Raw genomic sequence first — 15,697 nt, forward strand, 5'->3', positions numbered from 1 at the left:
AGCGGGAGATTTGGGTCATGAACAACTGAAGTCTCCCGCTTCAACTCCTTTGATTTAGCGACCCGTACCGACGCCATCTAGTGATTCAACACAGCCATTGTAACTCACTAGATCCCCACGATTAACGAGGGACCCAGACTGGTTTTTCGCATCCCAAGACCCGACTGGATCTGAACAATATCCTCTACTGTATGTCTTAATGATGGATATTTTTGCTTCTGAGTTCTCACCCAGATTCTCTTTGTCACCCATGTGATTTCGCCGGTAATTTAATACAATCACGGTGCCACTTTGTTTTCAGATCGGGTTGTCTGTTCACACATTCGATGACTGGTGCTTCACTTCGACATAATAGTTAATCTGGTAATACATATAGGTTGCCCTATTTGATATCATACGAAGTTGGGAAATCTATATGTGATGAGGCACAATGGGGGAATAGGTGAGATGGTCAGAATATAGTCTCAGACTGGCACCAACCGAGCCTGCCTAAGCAATTCGGGTCGACGCCAGTCATGATAGCTTAATCGACTACTTCAGCAACTTCAAGTAGTCAGCAGCCATTTATATATTTGAGGGTCGGATTCCCGTTTCAGACGACCAAAAGTTGGATTGAAGTGTATGTTATCCTGCCCGACCCTTTCTTATTTCATTAGTTATCCACGAGGTTCACGAACCCAAATCCGAGAGCGTTCCGCTCCCCGAGTCCCGTGTCGAGCGACAGGTTCAGGTGTCGGCGGTGGTCGTCGTCGCGGACCGTGTAGTCGAACCGCCACTTGCTCAACACGACGGTCCGTCGCTCGCCTTGGGTGACGGTGACCGGGATCGCGAACGTCTTGATGAGTTCGTACCCGTCGAAGAGGTCGCCGTCGACGTCGCTTGGACCCGAGAGGTAATCGGGCATGAACAGCCCGTGTTTCTTGTCGAGGTTCGCCACCAGCTGGTTCCGGAGGGGCTGCATGGTGTGCTCCGGTCGCCAGTACGTCGACGTGCCGTCGCCGTGTCCGTCGATGTCGTACTCGTCCTGACGCCACGGAGGTATACGAACGAGGAGCCCGGTTCCGGTTTCGATCGTTCCGGACGTTCCGGGCTCGCCGACGTCGGGCGAGAGCTCCGTGAGGCCGTCCACGTGAAACGGCATTTCGCCGATGTTCAGCTCGGGATCTGCCTGAAGATCGCGAGCAACGTGCGCGAGCAACTCCTCGTGCGGCGAGGCGACGAGGAGTGTCCGTTCGTCCCCCTCGGACATGTCGCCCGGCGGAAACGGGTTACTGTACGTAAACCCCTTCGGCCGATCGCTATCGTGGTCTTCCGCGTACTCCGTGTCGGCCAGCGCGCGCCAGATCCGTCCGCGGAGCTTGTGGTGATACGTGTGATCGTACGCAGTGTCACGGCGTGTTTCGAGACGAACCAGCAATCGCACGTTACGGTTCACCCCGGGCTTGTGTTATCAGAGCCACACCGGCTCCACTCAACAGTCAGGCAATAAGCTTACGGCAGGTTGACATTCGACGCTCCGAGCCAGTATCGAGCGGTCGGGCGGATTCCCTCTCTCCGAACCGGGATCGGTCTGAGGGCGCCGGGTCGCGGCCGACCCGGTTCACTCCTGACAGCAGCCGCCGGCCTCGCCGCCGAAGTCGACCGCGAGCGGCTCCGAGATGGCCTCGTTCACGGCTTCGAGGGTGTCGTTCAGCTCCTCTTGGGCGTTGAGGAACTCGCTCATGACGGGCATCGAGTGGAGCTCGTCTTGGGCCTCCTGTACCTTCTGGAGCCCGGCGTTCGTCGCCTGTCCGGTCTCACGGGCCTGCATGAACTCCGCGCGGAGCTGCTCGAACTCGTCGATCTTCGCCTGCACCTCCTCGTCTCGCTGGACCGCTTCACGGGCCGACTCGAACCGCTCGTACTCCTGTGTCCGGGCGATGCGCTCGCCGAGCTCGCGACCGAGGTCCTCGATGGCGGCCTGTTCGTCGGGAGAGGCCTGTTCGACGCTCATACCCGATCCTCGAGACGGATCGGTTTCAACCTGCCGGAGCCGGGGGTGCGTCCGTGAACCGGACGGTCTCCCGTGAACCGCGGGGCCGACCTCCAGATCACGCCTCTCGTGCGACCTGCGACTCCACGAACGCGACCACGTCGCTCAGCTCCTGCTGGCCGATACCGTGACCGCCCGGATAGCTCCCGCGGGTGACGGGGGCGCCGATCTCCTCGAACCGGTCGGCCGCCGCGGCCGACCGGGACTCCGGAATCACGCGGTCCCCGGCTCCCGCGTCGACGAACACCGGCTTGCCTTCGATCCCGTCGGGTTCGAGGTCGGCGTGCGCGTCCGCGAGGTAGCCGTGGAGCGCGACGACCCACGCGTAGCGGTCCGGGTCCTCCAACGCGAGCGAGAGGCTCGTGATCGCCCCCTGACTGAACCCGAGCAGTCCGAGCCGGTCCGGGTCGAGGCCGTACTCGTCGACCGCGGCGTCGACGCTCTCGGCGACCAGATCGAGGCTCCGCCGGAAGTCGGCCGCGTCGGGCTGGCTCGCTTCGAGGCTGCCGGCGGACAGGTCGAGCTCGTACCACGTGTACCCGCCCTGCAGCGGATCGGGTGCGCGCAGGCTCACGACGTGAAGCTCGTCGGGCAAACGCTGGGCCACCGGCAGCAGGTCCTCCTCGTCGGCGCCGCGGCCGTGCAGCACGAAGACGGCGGGGGCGTTCTCGGGGTCGTCGTCGGGCGCGACGTGGACGTGTTCCAGCGGAACGTCGGTCATGTGTCCCGCGTTCGTCGGCTCGGAGGTTGTATCCATCGGCCGCGGCAGCGATCGGTTCGGGCGCGATCTGCGACCGGCCGGGCCGCAGAGCCGTAATCTGCGCCGGTCGGCGCGTGAATTATTTATCGATCGCGACGAGAGATCGGACCATGCGTCCCCGCACCACCGCCGTAGCGGCGGCGATCATCCTCCTCGCGGCCGGAATCGCCGCCGCACCGGTTGCCGACGCGCGCGCACCGCCGACGCCGATATGCGGCGTCTGTGACCTCGACCGAACGGCGCCGGACGGCACGCCCGTGGTCGCCGGCGAGAGCGAGCTGACCGTTACGCTCCGCGAGAACGGGTCGACGACTTGGGAGGCGGAGGTCGACCTCGCGGCCGGCGGCGACGCGCTGGCAGCGAACGAATCGCTCCGGCGCGCCGTCGTCTCCGAGGCGACGCAAAACGGGATCGCGGAGCCGAGGGATGTCGACGCTCGGGTCGACGGGGACACCTTGCTCGTCGACTACCGCGACCCGAACGCCACGGAGCGGCACCTCGGTGTCGCGGTGTTCACGCCGCTGACGCCGGCGTCCCCGTCGGTTCCGATCGTCATCGGCGGCGAGGGTGCGCGGTACCTCGGCGCCGACCGGCTGACCGTCCGCGGAGATTCCGGATGGGAGGTCCGCGGCGACGCGAGCGCGGCTCGCTCGGACGGTCGCCTCGTCTGGACCCGCGACGGCGGCGGCGAGTCCGACGACCGAGGTCGGGTCTTCGTCGACGTCGATCGGGACCCGGTCGCCGTCGAGGAGGACGCGATCCTTCCCGGTCCGCGGGCGTGGATCGGCCGACTGCTCACGAGTGACACCCTCTGAGGGGTCGAGGTTTCCCGCCGCGTGACGGCCGCAACGGAACGAGCACGAACGTCGCGGACGAAACTCACGGTCGAACGCGCCGTTTAACCGTCCTGCCGCACAATTCGTTCGATATGAGCGGCTCCACGGAGGGCGACCTCACGAAGACGGGGATGGCCCTGAAACACGATCGCGAGTGGGACTACGAACTCGATCGAATCCTCGAGGCGATCGAGGAACGCGACGCCTCCAAGGTCGGCCTCCAGTTCCCCGAGGGACTCAAGCGCCGCGGCCCGAAGGTCGCGGACGACCTCCGCGAGGTGGCGCCGGACGATGTCACCTTCATGCTGTCCGGACAGCCCTGTTACGGCGCCTGCGACCTCGACACGTACCTGATGCGCCGGACGGACGTGTTCGTCCACTTCGGCCACACGCCGATGAAGGAGTCCGACAGCATCGTCTACGTCCCGCTGTTCTCGAACGTCGACCCCTTCCCGATCATGGAGGACGCGCTGGAAGAGGAGCTCGCGCCCCCGGATGAGGACGCCGACGTGGGCCTCGTCACGACCGCCCAGCACATGAACCGGTTCGAGGAGATGACCGACTGGTTAGAGGAGCGCGGCTACGAGGTCCACACCCGCCGGGGCGACGACCGGCTCACGAAGGAGGGGCAGGTGCTCGGCTGCAACTACGCCTCCGCGGACATCGACGCCGAGCAGGTGCTGTACGTCGGCGGCGGGAAGTTCCATCCGGTCGGGCTCGCGATGGAGCACCCCGACAAGCGCGTCGTCATCGCCGACCCCGTCAACAACGCGGTCTCGGTCGCCGAACACGACCAGTTCCTCAAGCAGCGCTACGCCTCGGTCCACAAGGCGATGGACGCCGAGAAGTGGGGCGTCATCTTCTGTACGAAGATCGGCCAAGGCCGCTGGGAGAAGGCCCAAGAGATCGTCGAGAACAACGAGAACGCCTACCTGATCACGATGGACGAGGTGACGCCGGACCGCCTCCGCAACTTCGACATGGACGCGTTCGTCAACACCGGTTGTCCTCGGATCACGACCGACGACGGCCCGCGGTTCCACAAGCCGATGTTGACCCCCGGCGAGTACGAGGCCGCCATCGGCGAGAAGCCGCTCGACTCGATCGAGTTCGACACGTTCCACGACACCTGGTAAGCGGCGCGGCCCGGAGCCGCCGACACCTCGGCGGCAGCGGACCCGGCGCCCTTCGAATTGAGAAGGCGTTTCACTCGTGAGAGTGATCGCTCCGCATGGCCCCGACACAGGTTGCAGCCCTCCTCGCGCGCGGTGTCGCCGCGATCGATCGTCCGTCGCAGTGGACCGGTATCGAAGTCGTCGGATCGGCCGCCATTGACTTCGCCGTGACCGCCGTCGTCGTCGCTCTCATCGGCGCGGTGGTCTCCGCGATCGCCCCCGACTTCACCGACGACGGCGTTGAGCACCTCCGTTCGGAGCCCGGCGAGGCGTTCCTGTACGGGCTCGTGGCGTACGTGGGAATCGCCGTCGCGATGTTCCTGCTCGCTATCACCGTCATCGGTCTCGTCGTCGTCATCCCCGCCGTGATTCTCATCGCGATCCTCAGCCTCGGCGGGACGGCCGTCTCCGTCATCGCCCTCGGGTCGTGGATCCGATCGGCGCTCGGGAGCGGCACCGCAAACGGGCGCGAGACCGATCTCGTCGTCGGGGCGATCGCGTGGGCGGGGCTCGGAATCGTCCCCGTGCTCGGCGAACTCGCGACGTTCGCCGTCAGTACGATGGGATTCGGCTACCTCGTGCTCTGGCTCGCCAACGGGCGGTTCGATCGCGATTACGGCTCCGTCGATACCGGCGGATACGGCGGACCCGGAGGCTCGACACGCGGTCCGGACGTTCTCGATCGAGAGGACTCAGACGGCGACAGTTGGGACGACGACCCCGACCGCTTCCGCAACATCGCGGCGCTGGACGCCGAACGCGAAGCGGAAGAAAACGACCGAACGGATGTCGACGACACGGGCGATCGCGCCCGATAGCGCCAGTTATTCCCAGAGTGAGCGGCGACGGAACGCGGATGGGCGTACGGCGTCGGCTCGCTGACGACCCGGATTCACGTCGTCGACCCGCCCTCGCGTTCCACGTAATCGACGGCGTCCACGGGTGATTTCACCGCTTCCACGCCGGCTACGTCGTGCGTGTCGAGCCCCGCCACCGCTCGCCCGTGGGCGAGCGCCATCCCGATCTCGGAGAGCGTGCCGTGCGAGCCGTCGACCGCGATCGCCGCGTCGCCGTTAAGCACCACGAGCGCGTTGCGGGCGTGGCCCATTCCGGTCGCGATCGGAACCGTGACGTGTGGGTTCGCGTCCGCGCGCCGGTCGGTCGGCAGGACGCCGATCGTCTCGCCGCCGGCGTTCGCGGCGCCCCGACAGACGGCCTCCATCACCCCACCGAGACCGCCGCAGACGACCCTGTGGCTGCGGTTCGCGAGCCGTTCTCCGAGCGCTTCGGCGACCGCCGCCGTCTCGGGTGGGACCGAACTCCCGCCGATGACGCTGACGCGCATACCGCGGGACGCGGGCCGGACGCATATAAAGGACGGCCGTACGTGTCGCGAAGTTGGTGAAACCCTTTTAAGTGCTGAGCGTCGATACTCCCTATGACGTACGATACCGTCGTGTTCGACAACGACGGTGTCCTCGTGGGCCGCACGCGCTTCGACGTGCTCCGGGATGCGACCCGGGACGCGTTCGAGGAGTGCGGCGTCGAGGAGCCCGATCCGGACGACGTAGAGCGCATGACCATCGGTGCGACCCCCGGCAGCGTGGGGACCGTCTGCCAGACGTACGACCTCGATCCGGGGTCGTTCTGGCGGACCCGCGACGACGTGGTCTCGAAGGCCCAACAGCAGGAGGCGCGCGAGGGACGCAAGACCCCTTACGACGACCTCGGCGAGCTGCGGGACCTCAACGTGGAGATGGGGATCGTCTCCTCGAACCAGCAGGCCACCGTCGACTTCCTCGTGGACCACTTCGACGGCTTCGAGCGGTTCGGCGCCGCCTACGGCCGGGAGCCCACGATCCACTCGCTCCAGCTCCGCAAGCCGAACCCCCACTACATCGAGCAGGCGCTCGGCGACCTCGACGCCGGCAACGCGCTGTTCGTCGGCGACAACGAGTCCGACGTGCGCGCCGCCGAGAACGCGGGCATCGACTCCGCGTTCATCCGCCGCCCCCACCGCCGCAACTGGGAGCTGAACGTCTGGCCGACGTGGGATATCGAGCGGCTCTCCGACCTCCACGACATCGTTGGGTAGGATCGTCGCCTCGGGTCGCCACCGGCGGTCACGACCCGAGAGGCCACCCCGCCCGACGCCCCTCTCTCAAGGTTTAACTCCGATCGGGGGCTACGCCGCCACAGTGACAGACGCCCCGCAGTGGACCGACATCTTCGGCCACGCAGAGCCGTATCCCGAGCAGGCCGACGGGATCGACGCCGCGATCGACGCCGCCGAGGACGGCGGCTTCCTCGCCTTGGAGGGCGCGTGCGGGACGGGCAAGACGATGCTCGCGCTCACGGCCGGACTCGACCGCGTCCGCGACCCCGACTCCGAGTTCGAGCGCGTGTTCGTCCTCACGAGCGTCAAACAGCAGCTCCGGCAGTTCGAGACGGATCTCGAGACGATCAACGGAGACCTCCCCGACGGGTACGACCCGGTCTCCGGACTCACCCTCGTCGGGAAGGCCGACGTGTGTCCGTACGCCCGCGAGAACCGCGGCAGAATCGACCGCGAGAACGTGTACGAGCGCTGCGAGGGGCTCCGCGAGCGCACCCGCAACCTCGTCGGCGACGGGGGCGGGACCACGGCCTCGAACCTCGTGAGCGAGGCGCAGAGCCAGCAGGTCGGGCTGATGGACTCGGGGTCCGCGGGGAAGGCCGGCGCGAGCGGCGACGACGCGCCCGCCGCCGACTATCTCACCGTCGACGGCGAGCCCACCCCGTACCGGCCGGACACCGAGGAGTTCGAGGGCACCGAGTTCTGTCCGTTCTACGCCGGCTTCCTCGACGACCTCCCGGAAGACGGCGACCCCGCAGAGGCGGTCCCGTTCGACGTGACCGAACTCGGCCACGTCGGACCGACCGAGCTGGTCCGGCTCGCCGCCGGTCACGGAACCTGCCCGCACTCGATCATGGGCGCGCTCGTTCCCGAGGTCGAGGTCGTCATCGGCAACTACTACCACGCGTTCGACCCCGTGACGACGGGCACGTTCACCGGCGCGCTGCTGGACGACTCGACGTTCGTCGTCTGCGACGAGGCGCACATGCTCGAACCGCGCGTGCGCGACCTCGTGAGCGACCGGGTCGCCGACGCCAGCCTCCGCGACGCGGAGAACGAGCTCACGCGCGTCGTCCAGCCGCTCTCCTTCGAGACGGCGGGCGCGGAGTCGGACGACGCCGAGCTCGTGCGCGGCGAACTCGAAGACGCCGACGTGAGCGTCGAGGAGATCGAGTCTGTCCGGGAGTTCTACGCCGACCTCCGCGGCGAACTCGACAGGCGGGTGACCGAGCGACTGGACCGCGAGCGCCCCGACTGGCGGGCGTCGATGCGAGAGCTCGACGACGACGAGGTCGCCCTCCGCGACCCGGAGGAGCCGGCCGAAGACGAGATTACGACGTGGGCGAAGCGGGAGGGGTACGGCGACCGCGTCTGGGCCCGCGCGGAGCAGGTGGGCGCGGTCGTCAAGCGCGTGCTCGACTCGCTGGAAGACGAGGACAAAAAGCGCGCCGCGCCGGGCGTCGGCCGGACCCTCAACGCGTGGTACCGCGAGGACCACGAGGAGTTCTTCCGCGCGATCGACTTGGAGCGGACGTGGGACGAGACGGCGCCGCCGGACTCGTGGCGGCGCGCGTACAACGCGAGCCTCGCGCTGTACAACTGCCTGCCGAGCGAGCCGATCGGCGACCGGCTCGCGGAGTTCGGCGGCGGCGTGTTGATGAGCGCGACGCTGGAGCCGATGGACGTGTTCCGTGAGGTGACCGGCCTCGACCACCTCGAAGAGCGAGGCCGCCCGGTCGTCGAGCGTACCTACGGGCTCTCCTTCCCCGAGGAGAACCGCGAGAGCTTCGCGGTCGACGCGCCCAAGTTCACGTATCAGAACCGCGGCGCGCTCGGCGAGGAGAACGACACCAGGCTCGCGCACCTCGACGCGGCCGCGGCGGTGGCGGACCGCGAGGGGAACGTGCTCGTCGGGACGCCGAGCTACGCGGAGGCGACGTGGATGGCCGAGTCGCTCTCGGAGCGGCTCGACAAGCCGGTGCTGCTCGACGAGTCGTCCGGCGACCGCGCCACGGAGTCGCTGAAGGACGACTTCTTCGCGGGCGACGGGAAAGTGCTCGTGACGAGCCTCCGCGGGACGCTCACCGAGGGCGTCGACTACCGCGGCGACCGCCTGTCGGCCGCCGTGGTCTGTGGCGTCCCGATCATCAACACGGCGCGGCCCCGGACGCGGGCGGTGATCACCGCCTACGACAGGCGGTTCGAGTCGGGGTTCGAGACCGCGCTCACCGTGCCGGCGGTCCGGAAGGCCCGGCAGGCCGTCGGTCGGGTCATCCGCGGTCCGGACGAGCGCGGGGTCCGCCTCCTGCTCGACGCCCGATACGCCCGCGAGTCGTGGAACAGTGTCCGGGAGTACCTCCCGGACCACGAGCGCGAGGAGTATCAGCCGGTGAGCCCGGACATGCTCGGACTCGCGCTCGACCGGTTCGAGCGACGGGTCAGCGGCGAGTAAAGCGCCGGCCAAGGAGACCGCTGAGACGATGGCAGGGGCGACAGAGGGTCAGGGGACGGCAGTCAGAATTACCACTCACTTAACGTCCCGTTTGGCGCGGGTATGGGGCTCGTAACTAACGCACCACAGCACCCGTGCGTTCACATGCAACGACCGACACCGAAAGAGCGGTACCACGTCGTCTGCAGGGAGTGCCGGCTCGAACGGCTGTTCGACGTCGTCGACGACGCGAACGGCCTCGAGCGAGAACACGCCGAGGAGACCGGTCACCGGGTCGTCGTCGGCCGCGTTCGATAGCTCACACCACGTTCGAGTCGATGTCGCGCGGGAAGTTCGTGAGCCGCTCGGTCCCCGACTCCGTTATCGCCACCGTGTCGGAGTGGCGGTACCCGTACTCGTCGGTGTAGAGCCCCGGCTCGATCGTGTACACCTGTCCGGGCGCCATGCGGGCGTCGTTGCCGTCGTAGCGCTCGCCCCACCCGCGGTCGATGTACGGCGGTTCGCGGGCGCCGAGCCCGATGTTGTGGCCGACGTGGTGGCGGGCCAGATCGGTCACGCCCTGCTCCTCGAAGTACCCCCACACGGCTCGGTCGACCTCCGTGACCGGAACCCCCGGTCCGAGCGCGTCGATCGCGAGGGTCTGCGCCTCCACCATCAGCTCGAAGTAGTGCTCCTGCTCGTCGGTGTACTCCCCGACGAACATCGTCCGCTCCAGCTCCGAGCGGTAGCCGTCGACGTTCGCGGCCGCGCCCGTCACGAGCACGTCGCCCTCGGCGAGCCGCTCGTTGGGGGTGTGCCCGTGCGGGAGCGCGGTCTCCTCGCCGGAGATGTAGCCGGCGTGGACCGGGCCGTCGTCGCGGACCGGATGCTGTACGCGTCCCCGAGCGCGTCCAGCATCGCCCGCGAGGCCTCGGTCGACGCGCGCTGCGAGACCGTCGCAGGGTGCGCGCCCGGCTCCGAGAGGTCGGCGAGGTGGCGATGGCCGAGGTTCGCCCACTTCGCGGACTCGCGGATCAGGTCGACCTCGGCGTCGGACTTCTCCCAGTGCAGGCGGTCGACCCACGACTGCGTCTCGACGCCGACGGACTCCGAGAGCGCCGGCCCCTCGTACCCCATCACGCCGGGCGCGCCGTCGGCGTCGGTCGCGACCCGGTCGGCGCCGAGCCCGTCGAGCATCTCGACGGCGACCGCGATCGGCTCGCCGCCGGGGTAATCGAAGTAGTGGTGGACCGCGTCGATCCGCGGGTTCGGCTCGACGCGCTCGACCTCCGGCCTGGGGACGACGACCTCGACGCGGTCGTCCGTCACCGCGAGGACGATCGGACGCTCCGTCTGGACGTGGTGGAACCCGGTGAGGTACTCGATCGCCGTCGTGCCGAACCACGTCGCCGCGTCGGCGTCCGTCGCCGCGAGCCCGTCGCGGACCGCCGCGAGGCGGTCGTCGTACGCGTCGTCGGGGAGTCGCGTCGCCATGGCTCACGATCCGGAACCGGGGGATAAACCGTCGGATAGCGGAACGGGGTGGCGGGCGAAAAGCGGGATCGCCTCTCCGCAGACCGTCAGTTCTCGCGGCGGGCGAACGCGAGGTTACCGGAGACGTTCTTGATGTAGGCCGTGACCGTCTCGCCCTCCTGTGCGCCGGGGACGAAGATCGTGTACTCGCCGCGCTCTGCGACGCCGTCACCCTTGCGGCCGGTGCCGACGATCTCGAGCTCGTACGTGTTGCCGGACTCGATCGCCTCCTCCTGCCGCTGGGTGTTCGAGATGTTCTGCTTGGCGACGGGCCGGAACGCCCCGCAGGCCTCACACCGGAGCATCGGCGTCCGGTTTTCGGTCTCCAGTCGGGTGTCGGGGAGGCCGCACTCCGAGCAGGTGACGAACGACTCGATGTACGAGTCGATCGCGGCCTGGAAGTTGCGCTCGCGGAAGTTCCCGCTGTAGCGCGCGCGCCCGTCCTCGTACTGGCCGGCGGTACCGAGCTCCTGCTGGATCTTCGAGTGGACGTGTTCGGGGTCGCGGCTCAACGCGTCGGCGATCGCGGAGAGGTTCGTCAGCCGGGTGAACGCACCGTCCTTCTGCGTCTCCGGGTTCGGAACCGACAGCCGCTCGTCGGAGCCGTCGAGGTCCGGAACCTCCTCCATCGCACGGTCGAGGCTCGATTCGTAGTCCATACGGAACGGAACGGTGGCGCGACGGAAATCGCTTCCGGGTTCGGGATCGAGCGACGGCGACGCGGCTACGAGACGAGAGACGGGACCGAAAATCGAACGAGGAGGAACCGAACGCGTGACTCGGCGCGTGGCGTTCGTCCAGAAATAGCGGGAGGTAGATTTGAACTACCGATCTCCGGGTTATGAGCCCGGCGGAATCTCCTGGCTATCCCATCCCGCTATCATATCAAAACCGTGTGCGACTGTTAAGGGTTCTGATCCCGTCGCCCGTGTGCGATTCGTCCACGAAGCGTTTATATATCGATCGAGGCGGTCGCCGTCGGTTGCCGCCGACCGTCAGGCGGTCTCATCGGGGGCCGGATCGGCGCTCGCTGCCGCGTACTGCTGGCGGAACCGGAGTGCGGCGAGCGCGCCGACCGCGAAGCCGATCGGCAACAGAGCGTCGGCGGGATCGCCCGAGAACGCGCGGGGAGCGGTCAACCCCGCCATCACGGCGAACAGCAGCGCCATCAGCCCGGCGATCGGGACCACGTAGCCGTCGGTGACCGGTGTCCGGTCGGATTCGTCGCTCATGCGAGTACCCTCGGGCGGACAGATTAAAAACCCGAGGCGGATGCGACCGGAGCGGGCACGCCCGGAACAGATACGGCTTGAACAGATACGGCCGGAGCAGATGCGGACCGAGCGATCACGGCGTCCGCCTTGCGTCGGCCGCAAACGCTTTTATGCATCATAGATAGTGATAAACCGATGCGAAAACCGCTACTGACGACGGACTTCCTGGACCGGGCGCGGCGCCACTACGCCGACGAGGAGGCCGTCCTCGCCACGGACGGGACGCGGCACACCTACGCCGAGTTGGGCGAGCGCGCCGATCGGTTCTCCGCCGCCCTTCAGGAGCGCGGGATCGAGAAGGGGGACCGCGTCGCGGTGTTGGACCCGAACACCCACTATCACCTAGCGGCAGCCTACGGCGCGATGCAGATCGGGGCGGTTCATACCCCGCTGAACTACCGACTCACCCCCGACGATTTCTCGTACATGCTCTCGGACGCCGACGTCGACGCCATCTACGCCGACGCCGAGTACGCCGCGAACGTCGAGGCGGTCCGCGAGGAGGTGCCGACCGAGACGTTCCTCACGAACGACGCCGACGCGGTCGATGGCGACTGGGAGTCGTTCGACGCGGCGCTCGACGACGCCGATCCCGACGCCTACGAGCGCCCGGAGATGGACGAGGACGACGTGATCACGATTAACTACACCTCGGGGACCACCGGCGACCCGAAGGGCGTCTGTCGCACCCACCGCGCCGAGACGCTCCACGCCTACCTGATCACGATCCACCAAGAGATCGACGACGACGACGTGTACCTCTGGACGCTCCCGATGTTCCACGTCAACGGCTGGGGGCACATCTACGCGATCACGGGGATGGGCGCCCGCCACGTCTGTACCCGCGGCGTCGACGTCGCGGAGACGTTCGACCGAATCCGCAATGAGGACGTGTCGTACTTCTGTGCGGCGCCGACCGTGCTCAACATGCTCGGCGACCACTACGCCGAGCACGGCGGCGCGACGACCGGCGCCAACGACGTGCGGGTCGCCACCGCGGGCGCGGCGCCGCCGGAGGCGACGATCCGCACCGTCGAGGAGGAGTTCGGCTGGGACCTCAAACACGTCTACGGCGCGACCGAGACGGGGCCGCTCGTGACGACTTCGGACGCCAAGCGCCACTACGACGCCGACGCCGACGACCGGTTCGCGGTCAAGAAGACGCAGGGGATCGGCTACCTCGGGACCGACGTGCGCGTCGTCGACGAGAACGGCGAGGACGTGGCCGCCGACGGCGAGACGATCGGCGAAATCGTCGTCCGCGGCAACCAAGTGATGGACCGCTACTGGAACAAGCCCGAGGCCACCGAGGCGGCGTTCTCGGAGCGGCTGGAGGGGTACTACCACATGGGCGATCTGGCCGTCGTCGACGAGGACGGCTTCGTCTCGATCCAAGATCGGAAAAAAGACATCATCATCTCTGGCGGGGAGAACATCTCCTCGATCGAGTTGGAGGACACCCTCTTCGAGCACGACGTCGTCTCCGACGTGGCCGTCATCCCCGCCCCCGACGAGCGGTGGGGCGAGACCCCGAAGGCGTTCGTCGTCCCGGAGCGCGGCGACCCCGGCGACCCGGGCGCGACGCCCGAGGAACTCAAGGCGTTCGTCCGCGAGCGCGTCGCCGACTACAAGACGCCCGGCGAGGTGGAGTTCGTCACCGACCTCCCGACGACGGCGACCGGGAAGATCCAGAAGTACGAACTCCGCGAGCGCGAGTGGGACGAGGAAGACCGGATGGTCGGAGAGGGGTAGCTAAAAAACCGGTGGGGTAACCGCCCGCCTCAGTCCTCGCCGAGCAGGCTCTCGACGAGCTCCTCGGGCTCGAACAGGGTGAGGTCGTCGTACCCCTGTCCCGTGCCGAGGAAGAGGATCGGCTTCCCGGTGACGTACGCCACGGAGATGGCGGCGCCGCCGGAGGAGTCGGCGTCGGCCTTCGTCAGGATGGCGCCGTCGATCTCGGCGGCCTCGTTGAACTCCTTCGCGCGGTTCACCGCGTCCTGCCCCGCGACCGCCTCGTCGACGAACAGGGTCATGTCCGGATCGACGACGCGGTCGATCTTCTCCAGTTGGGCCATCAGGTCGTCGCTCGTGTGGAGCCTGCCCGCGGTGTCGCCGAGGACGACGTCGACGTCGTTCGCCTCGGCGTACTCGACGCCGTCGTAGATCACGGCGGCGGGGTCGCCGCCCTGGTCGTGGGAGATGAGCTCCCGGTCGAGCCGATCGGCGTGCTCCTGGATCTGCTCGTTGGCGCCCGCTCGGTAGGTGTCGCCGTTCGCCATCACCGACGAGTAGCCACGGTCGGCGAGCCACTCCGAGAGCTTCGCGATGCTCGTCGTCTTGCCGACGCCGTTGACGCCGGTGAAGACGATGGTGACCGGCTTGTCGGCCTCGGCGATCCGTTCCTCGAAGTCGAACTGGCCGACGGCGATCACGTCGAGGAGGGCGTCGTGGAGCGCCGACTCGACGAGCTCGCCGGTCGTCTCGACCTGCTTGCGGGACTCGCCGAGCATCTTCTCGCGGACGGTCTCGAGGATGCGCTCGGCGACGCTCATCTCCACGTCGCTTTCGAGCAGGGCCATTTCGAGGTCCCACAGCGGCTCCTCTAAGTCCCCCTCCTCGATGATGATCCGGCCGGTCGCGAACGCCTTCGCGCGCTGGAAGGTGCTGGGCTCGGTGTCGTCACCGTCGCCGTCGTCGCCCGCCGGGGGGCCTTCCGCCGGCGATCGAGCGGCGTCGGCCTCGCGCTCCGCGGGCTGGTCGGCCTCGGAAGACTCGGCGGCGGCGCTCTCGGTCTCCTCCGACTCGTCCGGCTCCGCGGGCTCCTCGACCTCGGCGTTCTCCTCGACGTCCTCCCGGAACCCGGAGAGCTTGTCTTTCAGTCCGTCGAACACGGTCGGTCGTTACTCCTCGTCGCCCTGGCCCTGCTGCATCTGCTGCATCTGCTGTTGCTGCATCTGCTGTTGCATCTGCTGGGCCTGCTGTTCGAGCTCGTCGCTCTCGCTTTCGAGCTCGTCGACCTCTTCCTGCGTCTCCTCGATGCGGTCGTCGAGCGCGTCGCGCTTGCGACCGAGCACGTCGATCGCGTCCCCCTCGCTCTGCTCCGCGGAGTAGTTGCCGCCGAGCGAGACGATTATCTCGTCGATGTCCTGGACCTCGGCGCGCACGTAGGCGCCGCCGCCGAGCGGGACCTGCACCGTCGAGCCCGAATCGAGGGTCTCGATGGCCTCGATCGCGTCGTCGATGTCGGACTGCTCCTCGCGGTAGTCGGCGATCTCGGCTTCGAGCGCCTCGATCTCCTCTTCGAGCGCCTGCAGCTCCTGGGAGAGCTGCTGGAGCTGCTGTTGCCCGCCGCCCATCATGCCGCGGACACCCCCTCGATCTCGATCTGGGTGCGCTTCCGGTTGTGCTGGCTCCCGACCGTGGTGTAGATGCGCTCGCGGGCGACGTTCTCGTTCTCCGCCTCGACATCCTTGGTGAACGGCTGGAAGCCGTCTCGACTCTGGAACCGTCCACTCACCGTGTAGGTACTCATGTTCACCG

The 15,697-nt window shown here is 67.5% G+C and carries 16 protein-coding genes, 1 tRNA gene and 1 pseudogene; 7 read left to right on the plus strand and 11 right to left on the minus strand.

Annotated elements, in window-relative coordinates; genetic code table 11:
- Window positions 1-652 precede the first annotated feature (652 nt).
- From cas6 to ESO89_RS07555, 3 genes are all read right to left on the minus strand, one after another.
- Window positions 653-1,423 carry a CRISPR-associated endoribonuclease Cas6 gene (cas6, locus tag ESO89_RS07545; RefSeq protein ID WP_128904933.1) on the minus strand — a complete coding sequence of 257 codons (771 nt, stop codon included), beginning with the start codon at window positions 1,421-1,423 and terminating at the stop codon, window positions 653-655.
- 177 nt (window positions 1,424-1,600) lie between these two features.
- On the minus strand, window positions 1,601-1,993 hold the full coding sequence (locus tag ESO89_RS07550; RefSeq protein WP_128904934.1) for a YlbF family regulator: 393 nt from the start codon (window positions 1,991-1,993) through the stop codon (window positions 1,601-1,603).
- 97 nt (window positions 1,994-2,090) lie between these two features.
- Entirely contained in the window at window positions 2,091-2,753 is a 663-nt protein-coding gene (locus ESO89_RS07555; protein ID WP_128904935.1) for an alpha/beta hydrolase, read from the minus strand.
- Between the two features lie 149 nt (window positions 2,754-2,902).
- Between ESO89_RS07555 and ESO89_RS07560 the strand changes: the two genes are divergently transcribed.
- The 3 genes from ESO89_RS07560 to ESO89_RS07570 all read left to right on the plus strand — a co-directional run bounded on the left by ESO89_RS07560 (window position 2,903) and on the right by ESO89_RS07570 (window position 5,621).
- On the plus strand, window positions 2,903-3,607 hold the full coding sequence (locus ESO89_RS07560) for a hypothetical protein (protein WP_128904936.1): 705 nt from the start codon (window positions 2,903-2,905) through the stop codon (window positions 3,605-3,607).
- 113 nt (window positions 3,608-3,720) lie between these two features.
- A complete protein-coding gene (gene dph2, locus ESO89_RS07565; RefSeq protein WP_128904937.1) occupies window positions 3,721-4,764 on the plus strand; it encodes a diphthamide biosynthesis enzyme Dph2 in 1,044 nt (347 codons plus the stop codon).
- A 95-nt stretch (window positions 4,765-4,859) separates the two neighbouring features.
- Window positions 4,860-5,621, plus strand: a complete 762-nt coding sequence (locus tag ESO89_RS07570) for a hypothetical protein (protein ID WP_128904938.1) — start codon at window positions 4,860-4,862, stop codon at window positions 5,619-5,621.
- Window positions 5,622-5,695: 74 nt separating this feature from the next.
- On the opposite strand, the gene ESO89_RS07575 is transcribed toward ESO89_RS07570, so the two are convergent.
- The gene (locus ESO89_RS07575) at window positions 5,696-6,148 is read right to left on the minus strand and encodes a TIGR00725 family protein (protein WP_128904939.1); all 453 of its coding nucleotides are present in this window, start codon (window positions 6,146-6,148) and stop codon (window positions 5,696-5,698) included.
- A 93-nt stretch (window positions 6,149-6,241) separates the two neighbouring features.
- Between ESO89_RS07575 and ESO89_RS07580 the strand changes: the two genes are divergently transcribed.
- From ESO89_RS07580 to ESO89_RS18500, 3 genes are all read left to right on the plus strand, one after another.
- The gene (locus tag ESO89_RS07580) at window positions 6,242-6,898 is read left to right on the plus strand and encodes an HAD family hydrolase (protein WP_128904940.1); all 657 of its coding nucleotides are present in this window, start codon (window positions 6,242-6,244) and stop codon (window positions 6,896-6,898) included.
- 103 nt (window positions 6,899-7,001) lie between these two features.
- Window positions 7,002-9,371, plus strand: coding sequence for an ATP-dependent DNA helicase (locus tag ESO89_RS07585; protein ID WP_128904941.1), 2,370 nt, complete (start codon window positions 7,002-7,004; stop codon window positions 9,369-9,371).
- A 144-nt stretch (window positions 9,372-9,515) separates the two neighbouring features.
- Window positions 9,516-9,668, plus strand: coding sequence for a hypothetical protein (locus tag ESO89_RS18500; protein WP_164932767.1), 153 nt, complete (start codon window positions 9,516-9,518; stop codon window positions 9,666-9,668).
- A gap of 1 nt (window position 9,669) precedes the next feature.
- Here ESO89_RS18500 and ESO89_RS19280 read toward each other — a convergent pair.
- The 4 genes and pseudogenes from ESO89_RS19280 to ESO89_RS07605 all read right to left on the minus strand — a co-directional run bounded on the left by ESO89_RS19280 (window position 9,670) and on the right by ESO89_RS07605 (window position 12,115).
- Window positions 9,670-10,844: pseudogene (locus tag ESO89_RS19280) on the minus strand (M24 family metallopeptidase).
- 86 nt (window positions 10,845-10,930) lie between these two features.
- Complete coding sequence (locus tag ESO89_RS07595) at window positions 10,931-11,542, minus strand: translation initiation factor IF-2 subunit beta (protein WP_128904942.1); 612 nt, start codon at window positions 11,540-11,542, stop codon at window positions 10,931-10,933.
- Window positions 11,543-11,687: 145 nt separating this feature from the next.
- A tRNA-Met gene (locus ESO89_RS07600) sits at window positions 11,688-11,762 on the minus strand.
- Between the two features lie 116 nt (window positions 11,763-11,878).
- Entirely contained in the window at window positions 11,879-12,115 is a 237-nt protein-coding gene (locus tag ESO89_RS07605; protein WP_128904943.1) for a hypothetical protein, read from the minus strand.
- Between the two features lie 177 nt (window positions 12,116-12,292).
- Between ESO89_RS07605 and ESO89_RS07610 the strand changes: the two genes are divergently transcribed.
- The gene (locus ESO89_RS07610) at window positions 12,293-13,909 is read left to right on the plus strand and encodes a long-chain-fatty-acid--CoA ligase (RefSeq protein ID WP_128904944.1); all 1,617 of its coding nucleotides are present in this window, start codon (window positions 12,293-12,295) and stop codon (window positions 13,907-13,909) included.
- Window positions 13,910-13,938: 29 nt separating this feature from the next.
- On the opposite strand, the gene ftsY is transcribed toward ESO89_RS07610, so the two are convergent.
- From ftsY to rpl18a, 3 genes are read right to left on the minus strand one after another with little or no spacing between them, the layout of a single operon-like run.
- Complete coding sequence (ftsY, locus tag ESO89_RS07615; RefSeq protein ID WP_128904945.1) at window positions 13,939-15,048, minus strand: signal recognition particle-docking protein FtsY; 1,110 nt, start codon at window positions 15,046-15,048, stop codon at window positions 13,939-13,941.
- Between the two features lie 9 nt (window positions 15,049-15,057).
- Entirely contained in the window at window positions 15,058-15,513 is a 456-nt protein-coding gene (gene pfdA / locus ESO89_RS07620) for a prefoldin subunit alpha (RefSeq protein WP_128905037.1), read from the minus strand.
- The gene (gene rpl18a / locus ESO89_RS07625) at window positions 15,513-15,689 is read right to left on the minus strand and encodes a 50S ribosomal protein L18Ae (RefSeq protein WP_128904946.1); all 177 of its coding nucleotides are present in this window, start codon (window positions 15,687-15,689) and stop codon (window positions 15,513-15,515) included. The genes pfdA and rpl18a overlap by 1 nt, the downstream gene beginning before the upstream one ends.
- Window positions 15,690-15,697: the final 8 nt, after the last annotated feature.

Source organism: Halorubrum amylolyticum (genome assembly GCF_004114995.1).
Taxonomy (GTDB): Archaea; Halobacteriota; Halobacteria; order Halobacteriales; family Haloferacaceae; genus Halorubrum; species Halorubrum amylolyticum.